The organism is Cryobacterium sp. M91 (assembly GCF_002929615.1).
GTDB lineage: Bacteria > Actinomycetota > Actinomycetes > Actinomycetales > Microbacteriaceae > Cryobacterium > Cryobacterium levicorallinum.
This window is the reverse complement of record NZ_PJJT01000085.1, coordinates 105510-122119: the sequence shown is the minus strand read 5'-3', so window position 1 is coordinate 122119 and position 16610 is coordinate 105510. Positions and strand designations below refer to the sequence as shown.

General features: G+C 63.6%; 14 protein-coding genes and 1 tRNA gene. 8 read left to right on the top strand and 7 right to left on the bottom strand.

All coding sequences use genetic code 11. The features are described 5' to 3' along the window. The first annotated feature begins 63 nt into the window (after positions 1 to 63). Together CXY80_RS10805 and CXY80_RS10795 are read left to right on the top strand one after the other, a co-directional pair. Positions 64 to 1929: a bifunctional 3'-5' exonuclease/DNA polymerase gene (locus CXY80_RS10805; RefSeq protein WP_104132520.1), complete on the top strand. Its 1866-nt coding sequence runs from the start codon at positions 64 to 66 to the stop codon at positions 1927 to 1929. 617 nt (positions 1930 to 2546) lie between these two features. Beyond that, entirely contained in the window at positions 2547 to 3068 is a 522-nt protein-coding gene (locus CXY80_RS10795; RefSeq protein WP_092448663.1) for a DUF3145 domain-containing protein, read from the top strand. 151 nt (positions 3069 to 3219) lie between these two features. On the opposite strand, the gene CXY80_RS10790 is transcribed toward CXY80_RS10795, so the two are convergent. From CXY80_RS10790 to aceE, 6 genes are all read right to left on the bottom strand, one after another. After that, positions 3220 to 4455 carry a beta-ketoacyl synthase gene (locus CXY80_RS10790; protein ID WP_104132518.1) on the bottom strand — a complete coding sequence of 412 codons (1236 nt, stop codon included), beginning with the start codon at positions 4453 to 4455 and terminating at the stop codon, positions 3220 to 3222. A 104-nt stretch (positions 4456 to 4559) separates the two neighbouring features. Next, the gene (locus tag CXY80_RS10785; protein WP_092108059.1) at positions 4560 to 4808 is read right to left on the bottom strand and encodes an acyl carrier protein; all 249 of its coding nucleotides are present in this window, start codon (positions 4806 to 4808) and stop codon (positions 4560 to 4562) included. 58 nt (positions 4809 to 4866) lie between these two features. Further along, positions 4867 to 5871, bottom strand: a complete 1005-nt coding sequence (locus tag CXY80_RS10780) for a beta-ketoacyl-ACP synthase III (protein WP_104132517.1) — start codon at positions 5869 to 5871, stop codon at positions 4867 to 4869. A gap of 17 nt (positions 5872 to 5888) precedes the next feature. Next, a complete protein-coding gene (locus CXY80_RS10775; RefSeq protein ID WP_092448660.1) occupies positions 5889 to 6809 on the bottom strand; it encodes an ACP S-malonyltransferase in 921 nt (306 codons plus the stop codon). Between the two features lie 108 nt (positions 6810 to 6917). Beyond that, positions 6918 to 8120, bottom strand: coding sequence for a CdaR family transcriptional regulator (locus tag CXY80_RS10770; RefSeq protein WP_092448659.1), 1203 nt, complete (start codon positions 8118 to 8120; stop codon positions 6918 to 6920). A gap of 5 nt (positions 8121 to 8125) precedes the next feature. Next, a complete protein-coding gene (gene aceE / locus CXY80_RS10765; protein WP_104132516.1) occupies positions 8126 to 10852 on the bottom strand; it encodes a pyruvate dehydrogenase (acetyl-transferring), homodimeric type in 2727 nt (908 codons plus the stop codon). A gap of 265 nt (positions 10853 to 11117) precedes the next feature. Here aceE and CXY80_RS10760 point away from each other — a divergent pair, with 265 nt between their 5' ends. The 3 genes from CXY80_RS10760 (at position 11118) to CXY80_RS10750 (ending at position 12021) form a co-directional block, all read left to right on the top strand. Further along, entirely contained in the window at positions 11118 to 11588 is a 471-nt protein-coding gene (locus tag CXY80_RS10760) for a peroxiredoxin (RefSeq protein ID WP_092448732.1), read from the top strand. Between the two features lie 39 nt (positions 11589 to 11627). After that, positions 11628 to 11700: transfer RNA gene (locus tag CXY80_RS10755), tRNA-Val, on the top strand. 96 nt (positions 11701 to 11796) lie between these two features. After that, on the top strand, positions 11797 to 12021 hold the full coding sequence (locus tag CXY80_RS10750) for a hypothetical protein (RefSeq protein ID WP_146070720.1): 225 nt from the start codon (positions 11797 to 11799) through the stop codon (positions 12019 to 12021). A 114-nt stretch (positions 12022 to 12135) separates the two neighbouring features. Here the strand turns inward: CXY80_RS10750 and CXY80_RS10745 are convergent, their stop codons facing one another. Continuing rightward, on the bottom strand, positions 12136 to 14007 hold the full coding sequence (locus CXY80_RS10745) for a PA domain-containing protein (RefSeq protein WP_104132514.1): 1872 nt from the start codon (positions 14005 to 14007) through the stop codon (positions 12136 to 12138). A gap of 666 nt (positions 14008 to 14673) precedes the next feature. On the opposite strand from CXY80_RS10745, the gene CXY80_RS10740 reads away from it, so the two are divergent. The 3 genes from CXY80_RS10740 to CXY80_RS19125 all read left to right on the top strand — a co-directional run bounded on the left by CXY80_RS10740 (position 14674) and on the right by CXY80_RS19125 (position 16571). After that, positions 14674 to 15375 (top strand): GAF and ANTAR domain-containing protein, encoded by a 702-nt coding sequence (locus CXY80_RS10740; RefSeq protein ID WP_104132513.1) that lies wholly within the window; start codon positions 14674 to 14676, stop codon positions 15373 to 15375. A gap of 58 nt (positions 15376 to 15433) precedes the next feature. Next, a complete protein-coding gene (locus CXY80_RS10735; RefSeq protein WP_104132512.1) occupies positions 15434 to 16099 on the top strand; it encodes a GAF and ANTAR domain-containing protein in 666 nt (221 codons plus the stop codon). 136 nt (positions 16100 to 16235) lie between these two features. Continuing rightward, positions 16236 to 16571, top strand: coding sequence for a hypothetical protein (locus CXY80_RS19125; protein ID WP_134443923.1), 336 nt, complete (start codon positions 16236 to 16238; stop codon positions 16569 to 16571). Positions 16572 to 16610: the final 39 nt, after the last annotated feature.

Sequence of the window (16610 nt, the reverse complement as noted above, 5' to 3'; positions counted from 1 at the left end):
ACGGTGCCGTTCTGCCCGGCGCCGTGAACAGGTCAGCCACGCTGAATCGGGCAGAATAGAAGGGTGTATGTAGTGGTGCGGCAGGCGGGCGGTGGCGACGTGGTCGTCGAACCCCGCGATGAGGCCGGAGCTTCGCTGCAACCGCCGCGCCGGCTGAGTCTGGACGAATTTCGAACGTTTGTGGCCGCCAGGGAATCCTGGGCCCTTGAAGGCCGCCCGCGGTGGGTCTGGGACGACACGGGCCACACCTATCCGCTGCTGCTCAGTGCCGGAATCCGGGTGGAGCGCTGCCACGATCTGCGCCTGTGCCACGTGATCCTCAAGAATTCCGCCCTGACCCAGTTGAGCGAACTGGCCCTCGCCGCGCCGGATCGCTGGGACGCAGCGAGCGCGCTGACAGCCAACCAGATCGAGCTCCGGGCGACCCTGTTCGAGTTTGATGTCGACGATGACCATGGCGGTGACGATCTCGCCGACCACGCCGCTGACGGCACCGGCGACTCTGGTGGCACCGAACCTGGCCCCGATTCTCGCGCCCCCGAATCGACGTCCGGGCGTGAGTTCCGCCGTCAACTCGACGCCGTGGCATCCGCTGCCGAACCGGGCCGGTTGCGCCTGCTGCTCGCTGCGGAATCGGCGGGCGCGCTCGTGGCCGCCGAAATGCGCTTCGCTGGGCTTCCGTGGCGCACCGACGTGCACAATCATCTGCTGACGCGGGAGCTGGGACCCCGCGCCCTGCCGGGTGTGCGACCGGACCGTCTTGAACTGCTCGCCCAGCGGATCCGGCTGGAACTGGATGATGATGCCCTCAACCCGGACTCGCCGCAGGAACTGTTCAAGGCCCTGCAACGCGCGGGACTGGCCGTGACCTCGACCAGGGGCTGGGAGTTGAAGAAGCTCGAGCATCCGGTGATTGAGCCCCTGTTGCAGTACAAGAAGCTTTCCCGGTTGCTCAGCGCCAACGGCTGGACCTGGATGGAGTCCTGGGTCGTCAACGGTCGATTCCACCCCGACTACGTGCCGGGAGGCGTGGTGACCGGCCGCTGGGCGACGCGCGGCGGGGGAGCGTTGCAGCTGCCCAGACAGATTCGCGGCGCGGTGGTCGCCGATGACGGCTGGAAACTCGTCGTCGCCGATGCCGCCCAGTTGGAGCCGCGCATTCTCGCCGCGTTGGCCCAGGACGAGCGAATGGCTACGGCCGGGCGTGGAACCGACCTCTATGCCGGAATCGTTGCGAGCGGCGTCGTGGAGACGCGCGATCATGCCAAGGTCGCCATGCTCGGAGCTATGTATGGCGCCACGACCGGGGAGAGTGGTCGGCTGTTGCCGCGCCTGGCGCGTGCCTACCCTCGGGCGATCGCCCTGACAGAGTTGGCTGCCCGCGCCGGCGAGCGAGGCGAAGTCGTCACCACCCGGCTGGGGCGGTCGTCGCCGGTACCCGGGCAGGGTTGGCATGAGGTGCAAGCTCAGGCGTACGATCTGGCGGCCACAGCGACCGATGAGCGCCGGGCCCGCAGCCAGGCGAGGGACTGGGGCCGCTTCACCCGAAACTTCATCGTTCAGGGCAGCGCCGCGGAATGGGCGCTGTGCTGGATGGCCGAGATTCGCCGAGAACTTGCCGCCCTCCCGGCCTCCGGTGCCGGTGCGACCAGCGCACTCAGACGAGCGGATGCTGGGCCCGGCCTGGCTGCGTCGGCCGCGCGTCCCGCGGCACCGGGGCGGGCACGCGCGCCCTTCGATTACGAGCCGCACCTGGTGTTCTTTCTGCACGACGAGGTCATTGTTCACACGTTGGCAGCCCAGGCGGAGGTCGTGGCGAAGATCATCGTCACGGCCGCCGAAACCGCCGGTCGGCTTCTCTTCGGCGATTTTCCGGTCGATTTCATGCTCACGGTTGCGACCGTCGACAACTACGCCCAGGCCAAATAGGGCGAGACCACCAGCGCGCCGACGTGACCAGGCCCGCGGGACGCGCCCATGCCGTCGGTCGAAATCTCAACAGGCTCGATCCAAGCCCCGCATACGAGGCTAAGTCGATCAACGCAACTGATCTGCGGGGGAGGCACGCAAATGGGTGGGCCGCGCGGGCTGTGTGCACGTGGGGTCCGCCTGGTTTCCTGCGAGGGAATTCTTAGTGGGAGCTAGCTGGGAGGTGAGTCCTGCGGCTTAGGCGCCCTTGCGGATGGTGACGGCGGCGCCGTCGGTGAAGAAATTGCGGAAGTGATGGAGACGGCAAAAGGAGTCGTACGAACATTCTTGAAGGACATGGTTCACATTTCGTGTCGTGCACAGGTTCGGCCCGAGTTCGGGCACGCGGCCCAAGGCGGATCTGCCACTCGCGATCATCAGGTCGTAATGCCCGCACACGCTTGTCAATCCATAGCTCCCTGGGGCATAATGGCGCTATCGACTTCACGGGATCTCCATAGGGGTGAACGCGACTGCCGCATAATTTCACATCCACCATCGTGCTCACAGCTTCAGGTTGGGAGTCCGGTCGTTCCGAGGTCGTTGGGGAAGACGCACCTACAGAACGGAGAAACGCGATGGACGCAAAACAGAACCGTCGGGCGCCGATCGCGCGGGGGGTGCTTTTTGTGCACTCTTCTCCGCGCGCCTTGTGTCCGCACGTCGAGTGGGCCGCTGGGCGTGCGCTCGGCGAGGCGGTGAACTTCGAATGGTCTGAGCAGCCCGCGCTGCCCGGATCCCAGCGGGCTGAATATTACTGGCAGGGCGCCCCAGGCACCGGCGCTGTTCTCGCTTCTAGCCTGAGAGGCTGGGAGCACCTGCGCTTCGAAGTGACCGAAGATGCCGGGCGGGGAACGGATGGCGGCCGTTGGCTGCACACACCGGGTCTGGGCATTTTTCATGCCCAGACGGACAGCGTGGGCAACATTGTCGTGCCGGAGGACCGCATCCGCTCTGCTATGGACAACGCCGGCGCCAATGCAATCGACCTGCACCGCGAGTTGCGGCTCGCCCTCGGGCAATCCTGGGACGACGAGTTGGAACCATTCCGGCAGGCGAGCGACCTGAACGCGGTGGTCTGGCTGCACCAGGTGGGTTGAACCGCCAGGCCGCGCAACGTGTGGTTCGCCGGTAGTGGCGCGGCCTGTCGACCGGTGACTTTACCCGGCGGCAAGATAACGCAGTCACCTGAACCGCCCGACAGAAATGACCCCGTCCAGCTGGACGAGGTCATTCTCTATTCGCGCAAAACTAGACCGAGCGGAACGCGACGACGGCGTTGTGACCGCCGAAGCCGAAGGAATTGCTCAGGGCGAGCAGCTCTCCGGCCGGCAGTGCGCGCGGCGTCGTGACGACGTCGAGCGGAATTTCCGGATCCTGCGACGTGAGGTTGATCGTCGGCGGCGCGGTGCGCTCAGCGAGGGCCTTGACCGTGAAGAACGCCTCGAGGGCGCCGGCACCACCGAGCAGGTGACCGGTCGACGCCTTGGTGGCCGACACCGGGATGCCGTCGAGCAGATCTCCGAAGACCCGCTTGAGGGCGTTGTATTCGGCAATGTCACCGACCGGGGTGCTGGTGGCGTGGGCGTTGATGTGCGAGACGTCGGCGAGCGAGGCGCCGGCGTTCTGAACGGTCGACACCATCGCACGGGCGGCTGCGGTCCCCTCGGGGTCCGGCGCCGTCACGTGGTAGGCATCGCTGTTGACTACGCCACCGACCAGTTCGGCGTAGATGTGTGCGCCACGTGCCTTGGCGTGCTCTTCGGTTTCGATGACGAGTGCGGCAGCGCCCTCACCGAGCACGAATCCGTCGCGGGTGACGTCGTAGGGGCGGCTCGCGGTTGCCGGATCGTCATTGCGCGTCGACAGGGCGTGCATCGCCGCGAAGGATGCGATGGGCAGCGGGTGGATCGCGGCCTCAGAGCCGCCGGCGATGACGATGTCGGCCAATCCAGCCTGCAGACGGTTGTAGGCGTTGACCAAAGCCTCGGTACTGGAGGCACAGGCGGAGACCACGGTGGTGATGCCGGCCCGGGCGTGCAGGTCCATTCCGATGGCCGCTCCCGGGCCGTTCGGCATGAGCATCGGCACGGTCATCGGCAGCACGCGACGGGGGCCGCGTTCGCGCAGGGTGTCCCAGGCGTCGAGCAGGGTCCAGACTCCACCGATTCCGGTGGCCCAGTCCACGGCCAGGCGTTCCGGCTCCACCTCGGGGGCGCCGGCATCCGCCCAGGCTTCGCGCCCGGCGATGAGGGCGAACTGGCTGGACGGGTCAAGGCGTTTGACCTCAAAGCGCTGCAGCACGTCCGCGGTCTTCACGCGGGCCTGTGCGGCAAAAGTTACGGGGATCGCCGTTTCGGCGACCCAGGCTTGTTCGAGGGTGGTAGCGCCCGATTCGCCGGCCAGAAGGGCCGTCCAGGTGTCGACCGCCGTGCCGCCCAGCGGCGTAGTGGCACCGATTCCGGTGATAACGATTTTCTTGGTCATAAGTCAACTCTCCATGGAACGACAAACGTGTGGGCCGGCGCGATCTGCCACCAGCCCAATGAACAGGTCGGCCGATTTCCGGCCGACCTGGTTCAGGATCGGGCCTAGTCCTGTGCCTTCACGATGAACTCAACGGCGTCGCCGACGGTCTTGAGGTTCTTGACCTCTTCATCGGGGATCTTCACGTCGAACTTCTCTTCTGCGTTGACGACAATGGTCATCATCGAGATGGAGTCGATGTCGAGATCATCGGTGAACGACTTGCCGAGCTCAACCGTGTCGGTTGCAATTCCGGTCTCGTCGTTGATGAGCTCGGCCAGGCCGGTCAGAACTTCTTCGGTGGACAGTGCCATGTTTTTCTCCTTGAGGGGTGTCTCGGTTGACCGAGACCTAGTTTAGGGGGTGGGTTGGTTAGGGCAGCACAACGACTTGCGCACCGAACACGAGTCCGGCACCAAAGCCGATCTGCAGCGCGAGGCCGCCGCTGAGCTCGGGGTGTTCCTCGAGCAGACGGTGCGTGGCGAGCGGAATCGAAGCGGATGACGTGTTGCCCGTGTTAGCGACATCACGCGCGATGACTACGGAGTCCGGCAGCTTGAGCTGCTTGGCGAACTCGTCGATGATGCGCATGTTGGCTTGGTGGGGAATGAACGCGGCAAGGTCGGCGCTCTCGATTCCGGCTACTTCGAGGGCTTTCTTGGCCACCTTGGCCATGTCCCAGACGGCCCAACGAAAGACGGTTTGCCCTTGCTGACGCAGGGTTGGCCAGTCGGCCTCGCCGCGACGGTACTCCTGAAGGGTGTGATTCATGTGAATCGCGTCTGCTTTGGATCCGTCGGAGCCCCACACCGTGGTGGAGATACCCGGGTAGTCGCTCGGGCCGATCACGATAGCGCCGGCACCGTCGCCGAGCAGGAACGAAATGCTGCGGTCGGTCGGGTCGACGAGTTCGGAGAGCTTCTCGGCACCGATAACGAGTGCATAGTGCGCGGCCCCGGTGCGAATCAGCGCGTCGGCCTGGGCGACGGCGTAGGCATAACCGGCGCAGGCCGCGTTGATGTCGTAAGCGGCGGCTGGGTTGGTGCCGACCCGATCGGCGACGACGGCAGCGATCGACGGGGTCTGGCGGCTGTTGCTGATGGTCGCGACGATCACGGCGTCGATGAGGGCTGGGTCGATGCCGCTTCTCTCGATGGCCTCGCGGGCGGCATCCGTTGCCAGATCGACGGCATCGATGTCCTGGCCGGCCCGAGCACGCGTGATGATGCCGGTGCGCTGCTGAATCCACTCGTCAGACGAATCGATCGCTTCGACCAGGTCGTCGTTGGGCACGAGGTGTTCGCCGCGGGCGGCGCCGACGGACAGAATGCGGGTGTACTGCGGTCCGTGGGACTGCTGGAGTGTGGGCTTTGGCATTGTCTCTCTCATAACATTCAGGACTGCTGGTCGATCATGGCCCAGGCCGCGGGCAGGTCGTCCGGGGTCTTGATGGCGACACTCGGGACGCCTTTCAGGCCGCGTTTGGCGAGACCGACGAGGGCGCCGGCGGGTGCGAGCTCGATGATTCCGGTGACTCCCGCCGCAGCGAAAGTCTCCATGCACTTGTCCCACCGTACCGGCGAGGACACTTGACCGACGAGTAGCTTCACAAAACGGATGCCCTCACTCACCCGGTCGCCGTCGCGGTTGGTCCAGATCGGGAGGGTCGGATTGGCGGGGCTGAGCGAGTCGGCGACTACGGTCATCCGCTCGACGGCCGGTTGCATATAGCGAGTGTGGAATGCACCGGCGACCTGAAGCGGGATGACCCTGGCGCGGTGCGGGGGAGTCTCGGCGAGGGCGTCGAGGGCGTCGAGGGCACCGGCGACGACGATTTGGCCGCTGCCGTTGAAGTTGGCCGGTTCCAGACCGAGCTCGGCGACCCGGGCCAGCAGCTCGGTTTCGTCGGCCCCGATGACGGCGCTCATGCCCGTGGGTACCAGCGAGGAAGCCGCCTGCATGGCCAGGCCGCGTTCCCGGACAAAGTGCACCGCCTCGGCGTTGCTGAGGATGCCGGCGCCGGCAGCCGCGGTGAGTTCGCCGACCGAGTGTCCGGCGATACCGGCAATGCGGTCGCGGCGTCCATCCGTGAGCAGGGCCTCGAGGGTAAGGATGCCGGCGGCGACGATTAGGGGCTGGGCGATCGCAGTGTCGCGGATCGTGTCGGCGTCGCTGAGGGTGCCGTGGGCGACGAGGTCGAGTCCAGCGTCTTCGGAAATTTGGCGGAGGCCGGCACTGAAGGCCGGCATAGCTAGCCAGGGTTCGAGGAATCCGGGGGTTTGGGAGCCCTGACCCGGGCAGACGACAACGATCACTTAATTAGTCTTCCAATCTGGCAGCGCGAATGAGTGTGCAGATCACACTAAGTATTCATGAAACCTTTGTTTACAGCAGCACAATTGGCCGGTGAGCTCGGGTGGCGGTCAGCGGCGGCGGGTGGAACCGTCGTGGTCGCTGATCGAGCCGATAATCAGGGCGGACTGCAGAATGAGCGCCTCGCGGGCTCCGGTGGCGTCGTAGCCGATGACTTCGGAGACCCGCTTAAGGCGATAGCGCACGGTGTTGGGGTGCACGAAAAGTTCCCGGGCGGTCGCCTCGAGTGAGCGCCCATTGTCGAGGTAACACCACAGCGTGGTGAGCAACTCGGTGGAATGCGCCTGCAACGGCCGGTAAATCCGGTGGATGAGCGTGGCTCGGGCGAGCGGATCGCCAGCAAGGGCGCGCTCGGGCAGCAGGTCGTCGGCTTGCACCGGGCGCGGCGCATTCCGCCACGACCGAGCAACGGCAAAACCGGCCAGCGCCGCTTTGGCACTCTTGGACGCGTCGACCAGGTTGGGCACCTCGTGCCCGAGCACCAAATGTCCCGGCCCGAAGATGGGCTCGAGCGCCATGGCGATCTCCATGAAGGTCAGCGCTGCCGCTGTGCCGACGTCCTCACTGTCGACCGGAGCCGGGCGGGCACGCCCGATCACGAGCACCAGCCGATTTCCCTGCACACCGATGAGCACATCGGCCGCCATGTGGCGCGCGGCGCGGCGCAACTGGTCGACATCGAGCATCTGCGGTGTGGTGCCGACGAGCACACAGACCTCGCCGTGGCCGTGCCAGCCGAGGGCCGCGATGCGACTGGGCAGCTCATCGTCGTATTCCCCGCTGAGAATGGAATCAACGACGAGGGCCTCGAGGCGGGCGTCCCAGAGCCCGCGCGCCTCGGCGGCGCGCGCGTAGACATCCGCTGCCCCGAAGGCAATCTCGCGTGAGTAGAGCAGGATCGCTTCCCGGAGAGACTCTCCACCGTCCTTGACGCGTTCCTCGACGACCTCGACGGTCACTCGAATGAGCTGCAGCGTTTGCTGCAGGCTCACCGAGCGCAGCAGCTCGCGCGGAGCGGCGCCGAAGACGTCTGCGGCGATCCACGGGGTTGACCGCGGGTCGTCGAACCACGAAATGAAGCTCGTAATTCCGGCCTGGGCGACCAGGCCGACAGCGGACCGCCGCCCTGGTGGCATATCGCCATACCAGGTGAGCGTGTCTTCGAGTCGTTTCAGCGTCTGCGTGGACAACTCACCGGAGATGGTGCGCAACCAGTTGAGAGTCTGCTCTTTCGTCTTGGGCGCCGGTGCCACTGCTTTTAGCTCTCGCCCCCGGCGGAGCCGGTGGTGCCCGCGCTCACGTCGTGCAGGCGATACTTTGCGATGGCCTGGCCGGCCAGGCTTCGGTCGACCTCGCCGCGGCGGGCGAGCAGCTCGAGAGTGCGCACCACCATCGACGGGCCGTCGATCTTGAAGAATCGACGCGCTGCCGGGCGGGTGTCCGAGAAGCCGAAGCTGTCGGCGCCGAGGGTGGCGAAGTCGCTCGGCACGAACTGGCGAATCTGGTCGGGAACGGCGTGCATGAAGTCCGACACGGCCACGAACGGGCCGGCAGCTCCCTCGAGCTTCGAGGTGACATACGGAATGCGTGGCTCGTCGTCGGGATTGAGAAAGTTGTGTTCCTCGGCGGCCAAGCCATCGCGACGCAGCTCCGTCCACGACGTGACCGACCAGACATCGGCCGAAACGCCCCAGTCGTCGGCGAGAAGCTTCGCAGCTTCCAGTGCCCACGGAACGGCAACACCCGAGGCCAGCAACTGGGCCTTCGGTCCGCTGACCGTCGACGCGCTCACCCGGTGGATACCGCGCAAAATGCCGTCAACGTCGACATTTTCGGGCTCGACCGGCTGCACGGCCGGCTCGTTGTAGACGGTGATGTAGTACATGACGTTCGGGTCGGTGTGGGCGCCGCCGTACATGCGCTCGAGGCCGGCGCGCACGATGTGGCCGATCTCGTACCCGTAGGCGGGGTCATACGAGACGACGGCCGGGTTGGTCGACGCTAATAGCGGCGAGTGGCCGTCGGCGTGCTGCAGGCCTTCTCCGGTCAACGTCGTGCGCCCGGCCGTAGCGCCAATGATGAACCCGCGGGTCATCATGTCGCCCGCTGCCCACAGGGCGTCGCCCGTGCGCTGGAATCCGAACATGGAGTAGAAAACGTACACCGGAATGAGCGGTTCACCCTGGGTGGAATACGACGTACCGACGTTGGTGAATGCTGCGGCGGCGCCGGCCTCGTTGATGCCCACGTGCAGGATCTGGCCCTGCGGGCTCTCCTTGTAAGACAGCAGCTGGGCGTGGTCAACGGACGTGTAGTGCTGGCCGTTGGGGTTGTAGATCTTGGCGGTCGGGAAGAACGCATCGATACCAAAGGTGCGTGCTTCGTCGGGGATGATCGGCACGATGCGATTGCCAAAGTCCTTGGCCCGCACGAGCTCCTTGAGGAGCCGCACGAACGACATCGTCGTAGCGATCTCCTGGGTGCCTGAACCCTTCTTGGCGACCTTGTAGGTGTCGTCGCCGGGAAGGTTAAGCTTGGCGTGCTTAGTGCGACGTTCGGGCAGGTAACCACCGAGCGCACGACGACGCTCGTGCATGTACTCGATCGCCTCGTCCTTGTTGCCGGGGGTGTAGTACGGCGGAAGGTACGGGTTTTCCTCGAGCTGGGCATCCGTGATCGGCACGTGCATGCTGTCTCGGAACGACTTGAGGTTGTCGAGGGTCATCTTCTTCATCTGGTGGGTCGCGTTGCGGCCCTCGAAGCTCGGACCGAGGCCGTAGCCCTTAATCGTCTTCGCCAGGATGACGGTGGGCTGGCCCTGGTGCTCGGACGCTGCCTTGAACGCGGCGTACACCTTGCGGTAATCGTGGCCGCCGCGCTTGAGGTTCCAGACCTCGTCGTCGCTCAAGTGTTCGACGAGCTTGAGCGCACGCGGATCGCGACCGAAGAAGTTCTCACGCACGTAGGCGCCGCTCTCGGCCTTGTAGGTCTGGTAGTCGCCGTCGGGCGTGACGTTCATCAGGTTGATCAGGGCGCCGTCGACGTCATTCTTGAGCAGGTTGTCCCACTCGCGACCCCAAACGACCTTGATGACGTTCCAGCCGGCACCGCGGAAGAAGCTTTCCAGCTCCTGGATGATCTTGCCGTTACCGCGCACCGGGCCATCGAGTCGCTGCAGATTGCAGTTGATCACGAAATTGAGGTTGTCGAGGCCCTCGTTGGCGGCGACCTGCAGCTGGCCGCGGCTTTCGACCTCGTCCATTTCGCCGTCGCCGAGGAACGCCCAGACCTGCTGGTCGCTCGCGTCCTTGATGCCGCGGTTGGTCAGGTAGCGGTTCAGCTGCGCCTGGTAGATCGCGTTGATCGGGCCGAGGCCCATCGACACGGTGGGGAACTGCCAGAATTCCGGCATCAGACGCGGGTGAGGGTACGAAGAGATGCCGTCGGGGGCATGCGACTTTTCCTGGCGGAAACCGTCCAGTTGGTTCTCGGTCAGGCGGCCCTCGAGGAAGGCGCGCGCGTAAGTGCCGGGGGAGGCGTGGCCCTGGATGAAAATCTGGTCGCCGCCGCCCGGGTGGTCCTGGCCGCGGAAGAAGTGGTTGAAACCGACCTCGTAGAGGGCAGCGGATGACGCGTACGTCGCGATGTGCCCGCCGACGGCGATGCCGGGGCGCTGGGCCCGGTGCACCAGAACGGCAGCGTTCCAGCGGATCCAGGCACGGTAGCGGCGCTCGATGTCTTCGTCGCCGGGAAAATCGGGTTCGTTCTCCGTAGCAATGGTGTTGATGTAGTCCGTCGTCGGAACCATTGGCACGCCGAGGTGCAGCTCCTTCGAGCGCTTCAACAGGCTCAGCATGATCTCGCGCCCGCGTTCGTGACCGTGTTCGGCAACGAGCGAATCGAGGGATTGCGACCACTCAGCAGTCTCCTCCGGATCTGAGTCGGCGTTGTTCGTCGAATACGGGTCCTGGTCGTTGACCGTCATAGTCGACCTCTCCTCTGTGGTTGATGCAGCCTGGGGTATATGCAGCGATGATGCCCCGCGGCTTGAACACAACGGTGACAGGTGCCGTAACAGAGCAGGTTGGATTGCAACCGGCGGCACCATGTAAGCCTACAGATTTCGCAACTTGTCCGTGCGCGGGCGTGGCTGAACCAAAATGCGTGTCCGCTGTGACACCGGACATATTGCAGAGCTAGAGTGTGTCACCGGCCAATCCATGCGCCCGGCACCGAGGAAAGAAGCTCTCATCGCTCTCGAAAATGACACCCAGGCCCCCGATTTCAAGCTCATCAATCAGTTTGGTGAAACGGTTCAGTTGAGCCAGTATCGGGGGATCAAATCCGTCGCTCTGGTATTCTTCCCGCTGGCGTTCTCCGGCATCTGCAGTGGCGAACTGTGTGAACTGCGTGACAACCTGGCCCTGTTTGAAGACGGCGGAGTCGAGCTCATCGGAATTTCGGTGGATTCCCGTCATGCACTGCGGGCCTTCGGTGAGCAGGAAAAATACACCTTCGACCTCGTGGCCGATTTCTGGCCGCACGGCGCCGTTGCGAAAGAATACGGCGTCTTTCTCGAGGACAAGGGCTTCGCTAACCGCGCCACGTTCCTGATCGATCCGAGCGGCATCATTCGGGCCAGTTTCATCACAGCACCGGGCGAAGCTCGTCCGATCGACGCCTACCGGGCAGCCCTTGGACAGCTCGTACCCGCCCTCTGACCTATACTGAACAGACCCGGTGACCTTGAGTCGTCGTCGGGGCCTTTAGCTCAGTTGGTAGAGCGCCACGTTTACACCGTGGATGTCATCGGTTCGAGCCCGGTAGGGCCCACAGTATAAATGCCTGATCAGAGTAAGCATCTGAGTAATACGCAGTCTCCGCGACGCTCAGCTCACCGTGGTTCGACTTGGCGTTCATATTGTGGACATGGCGATGATTCGCGTTTTGTCGGACGGCGGCGCCTCGCTGACCGCCACCGAGCACCACAGCAGCAACGAGCCCGATCTCGTGCGTCAGATCAGCGACACGGTCGCACCGACCGTGGGTCGTCTGGTCTTCAACGGCTTCTCGACGGGGGTTCGGGTGTCATGGGCTCAGCATCACGACACGATTCCCCGTCACATCGACGGTGCCCTGGTGCTGCCCCGCTGACCCGGCGGGTCGAGATGGCCCGACGGCTCCTACGGCGCACCGGGACGCACGAAATCGCTCCTGAGGGGTTCTCAGGAGCGATTTCGTGTGGGTAATTCAGATCAAGCTGTCGGCTCAGTTTCCCGTGTATCGGAAGATGTAGAGCCCGAAGTCACGGTCGCTGGCGGCAACGTATTCGACGCCGTTGTTCTCGAACACGTCCACACCCCAGAAGTTGTTGCCGCCCTGGTCAATGAAGCGACCCGTCTCGACGAGTTTGTCGTCGATGATTTTGGTCACTCGAAAACCTCCCGCGTAATACGAGAAGTACGCCAGGTCGGCCCGCTGCTTGGACGTGGCCACCTCGTGAACCGAGAGGTCGCCGAAGCCCGCAGCGTAGGCCGGGTCCATGGCTTCGGGAATTGCATAGGTGTCCAGCTCGGACATCTTTCCCGTCGAGTTGTCGAAGAGGTGCACATAACCCCAACCGTCAAAGAACGCGCGCACGGAAACGAGGTCTCCGACGGCGCCTAGGCTCAGGCCGGGAATCACGCTGGCAGCACCGGCGAGGCAGGCCGCGTTATCGTACGAGGCCTCGAGGTCGAAGAAACCGAATCCGGTTTGACGGTCGACCGAAGAGGTCGAGATGGTGCCGGCAACGCTCATCCCGAACGCGCCGCATCCGTCGGAACCCTCGCGGTTGATAATGACGATTCCGTCGTAGCCTCCGGCCGCTTCAACGTTCGCCACCTTCTCGGTGAACGCGCAGAGGCCACGGGTGACGATCGCGATCTGGCTGCCGCTTGCGGTGACCGGTGCTGGTAGCACAATCGGATCACCGGAACATGCCTGTCCCGCGTAGACGGCATCACCGGTCAGCGACTCGCCGCCTTGCAGCTGCGGGGTGTCGCTGCCCTGCGAGATCTGAAACGGCGTCGCGGAATCATCCGTGGTGCCCTCCGCGCCGTTGGGCGCGAAGTCCTCGTCGGCACCGATTATGAACCTGTTGTCGAGGGTGAACTCGCCCTGGTGGCCGTTGCCTTCGGGCTTCTCGATCAGGCCAGCCGACTCCTGAAGCTGCGGGTCGGGGTTGGTGAAGTCCGTATCGCCGATATAGATCGGGGTGTGCACGTCGGTCATGTCGACCGTGACGTATCCGGCGTCCCAGTACGACAACAGCATCACCTGTTTTCCGTCGATCTGCTTGACGACGAGGTCATGCAGAAACACGTCGGTCAGGTTCGCCGGTGCGTTTTGGAGGATCTGCGGAAAGGTCTTGTCCAGATCGTATTCGGCGGTCAGGAACGGCTTCTTCGGGTTGGTGATGTCCATAATGTCGACATCGGTGCCCTCGTCGTTGTCAACGATGACCGCGTACGCCTTCTCGCCGGCATCCCAGGCGAAGACGCTGTGGGTCTGGTTGGCGGTCTTCTTGCCCTGACCATCGGCTGTTGAATCGCCAATGCCCACGGCGAGTGGTGTGGGGTGCTCGGGATTCGTCACGTCATAGAGATTCATGCCGCCGAAACCTGCTTTGTCCTTGCACTTCTCATTGTTGGTGACGAGCACGTCGCCGGTAAAGGCTGGCGTATCGAGTTGAAGGGCCTGGACACCCTCGCCCGGGTAGCTGCCCTCCTTGGACTGGATAAACGCGACCTCCTTCGGCTTCGCGGGGTCCTTGATATCCACGACGTGCACCCCGTTGTAGGTGCACGATACGACGCCCCACGCAGCAAGGTAGGCATAATTCTTAAAGACGCCCACGTCGGCGATCTTTTCAGGCACCGCGTTCTTCATCTTCAGTTTGGAGACTACGTTGACATTGGACTGTGTTGCCGGCAGATGACCGGCCGTTCCGCCGTGCTGGTGGGCGTCGCGAGCGCCGTCGGCGGTCGATATCGAGCCGTCGTCCCCGGGTCGGGCCGATGCAACGGATGTTGTGGCGAGGATCAACGCTGCGACGGACACCAGCGTCAGTCCAGCGCGAATGGCAGGTGATTTGACCATGACACTCCTTCGGTGCGGAATTTTGAATCGAACGTTCGAACCGTAGTCCGCCCCTACACACTTTGGCAAGGAAGTACAAATCGACCAGGGTGTGGCCGCCATGGCGATACGGTGCGCATGCGTCGCCATGGCCTACCCCTCGCGGTGGATTTCGATCCGAATTCCTGCCGGACGCTTGTTCATCGCAAGCGTGGTTCAACGGACAGCAGAACGGCCGAGAGCGCGACCAGAACCCGTGGGGAGAAGGTCCTCTGGACGCGTGCATCCCGTGGCCTCATGAGGGCCTGATGCCTTCGGTCCGTGGGAGCCCCGGGTCACGACCAGCGGCACCGCCGGTGTTCGGTGCCGCCAAGCTCGTTATGCTCGGCTAGTGATGCGTACAGGCAGAACAAATCTGCTGGGTGTTTTGAGTTGGCGAGGCGTTGGTGTTCCAGCAGCAGGATTCGCCACAATCCCGGATTTCGGGCAAGTTACCGCAAATGCGCAGTCTCTCGAAAGTTCGTGTTCTTGCGGATTCTCATTGAATTTGGTTGCGACCGGACCTTTTACACCGTGGATATCATCGGTTCGAGACCGGTAGGGCCCACAGAGAATTCTTCCAGGACTTGTGATCGTGAGGTCGAATGACACGATCGATGCAGGGCTTCTGGGTTGGGCTGGTGTGTTGTGCCTGATCGGCTGGCATTCGGGGCCGCGGTCGAACAACTGTCGCTCGCTCACGAAAGCCGCACCAGTATCTGTGCCCCTTTCATGCAGGTGCTGCCGGTCAATGCCGCAGCGGTGTGCACGCTCGGGGCCCCGTTTGGGTCCGAGACCGCGAGCGCGAGCAATGCCATGGCGGCCCACTTCGACGAGCTGCAATTCGACCTGGGTGAGGGGCCTGCCTGGGCGGCGCTGGCCACCAGACGGCCCGTACTCGTCGACAACTTTGCGACGTCGTCGGGCGCGACCTTGCCGGCGCTGATGAAAGCCGCACGGAACACCGAAGTGCACGCTGTCTACGCCTTTCCACTCATCATGGGGTCGGTCGATATCGGAGCTGTCTCGCTGTTTTCGACCCGCTCCGGCGGCCTCACACCCGCGCAGATTCTGGACGCGGAAGTGCTCGCACAGATCGCCGCGCTCCAGGTCTTGCGTCGATCCCTCACCGCGCAAACATTGAAAACAAATCTGGAAGATAATGAAGGATATTCGCGGCGTGTCGTTCATCAAGCGACCGGGGTGGTTCTGGCCCAGCTCAATCTTTCCGCGGCCGACGCGCTTCTGATAATTCATGGACATGCTTTTGCTCATGGACGAACTGTTCGGGAAGTCGCCGCAGATGTAGTGACACGACGATTGGATTTCTCGTCGATTCCCGAGTCTTAGAATGGAAATATGGTGACAAAAAGCCCGGGAAGGTCAACTCCTTGAGACCTTCGTTACCCTGGCCGACACACTCGTCGCCGACTACGATGTCGTCGACCTCTTGCACACCCTGGTTGAGAAATGCGCCGCCCTGCTGGAGCCTTCGGCGGCGGGCATCATCTTGTCGGCCGGTGACGGCGAGCTGGAAGTCGTGGCGTCGACCAACGAACGCAGCCGCCTGGTCGAAATTCTGCAGCTGCGAGCCGGGAGCGGCCCGTGCGTTGAGAGTTTCACCTCCGGGCTGGCCGTCGCCGTTCCCGACATCGACAGCACGGGCGATAAATGGCCCAAGTTTCGCCAGGGGGCACTCGCCCAGGGCTTCGCCTCGATGCACGCCGTACCGCTGCGCCTGCGGGCAACGACCATCGGCTCACTCAATCTGTTCTGGGATCGCACCGGCGGCTTGAGTACGGCCGACACCAACACGGTGCAGGCACTCGCAGATGTCGCGACCATCGGCATCCTGCAGGAGCGGGCTATTCGCGAAAGCGACATCGTGCGCCAGCAACTTCAGCACGCGCTGAGCAGTCGAGTGTTGATCGAACAGGCCAAGGGCGTCGTGGCGTACACCCACGGGGTGCACATGGGCGATGCCTTCGACAAGATTAGCGAGTATGCCCGTCATAACGGTCTTCCACTGGCCGATGTGGCCGAGCGCATCGTCAATCGCGTACTGATCCTGTAGCGTTGCAGCGAAAGCCGCGACTAGTTGCGAACTAGCTGAGACTGACCTCCCGTTTATGCTGGGCGGGCGTATAATGGTATTGGCCGCCCCGGACCCTGGCCGCACACGCACTAAACGTGAGCTTGCGAGGGAGATCATGAAACGTATATTTCACCCCGGTGGGTCAGTAATTACCGGCAGCGATCTGGCTGATGCGGTCTTGCTGTATGCCGAGGCACTGTGTAACCGTCGACAAGTCGACGTCGTTGATATACCGGTCATGGGCGACGGCGGTATTCTCCTTCGTGCTCAGTTTTTGATCGGTTCCGCGAGTCAGCTGGTCAGCGTCACCGCGGACAGTCTGTCGCCAGAACTGGTCGAACCGGAAACCACGGACTTTCTGCACCGCAAGGCCCAAACCGGAGCCATGATTCCGGCGGCGTGGACCCGAGAGGAGTCGGCTGCCGCGCAATTCGACGAGTTCGACTACTGACCTATCTTTTCGCGGATCCGCCGCATCGGGTTGCGTCGT

Bases quoted from the DNA above. Each gene is read 5' to 3' on its own strand.
- aceE (WP_104132516.1), bottom strand. From the start codon at position 10,852: ATGACGGTCAACGACCAGGACCCGTATTCGACGAACAACGCCGACTCA.
- CXY80_RS10785 (WP_092108059.1), bottom strand. From the start codon at position 4,808: ATGGCACTGTCCACCGAAGAAGTTCTGACCGGCCTGGCCGAGCTCATC.
- CXY80_RS19125 (WP_134443923.1), top strand. From the start codon at position 16,236: ATGAAACGTATATTTCACCCCGGTGGGTCAGTAATTACCGGCAGCGAT.
- CXY80_RS10795 (WP_092448663.1), top strand. From the start codon at position 2,547: ATGGACGCAAAACAGAACCGTCGGGCGCCGATCGCGCGGGGGGTGCTT.
- CXY80_RS10750 (WP_146070720.1), top strand. From the start codon at position 11,797: ATGGCGATGATTCGCGTTTTGTCGGACGGCGGCGCCTCGCTGACCGCC.
- CXY80_RS10790 (WP_104132518.1), bottom strand. From the start codon at position 4,455: ATGACCAAGAAAATCGTTATCACCGGAATCGGTGCCACTACGCCGCTG.
- CXY80_RS10780 (WP_104132517.1), bottom strand. From the start codon at position 5,871: ATGCCAAAGCCCACACTCCAGCAGTCCCACGGACCGCAGTACACCCGC.
- CXY80_RS10745 (WP_104132514.1), bottom strand. From the start codon at position 14,007: ATGGTCAAATCACCTGCCATTCGCGCTGGACTGACGCTGGTGTCCGTC.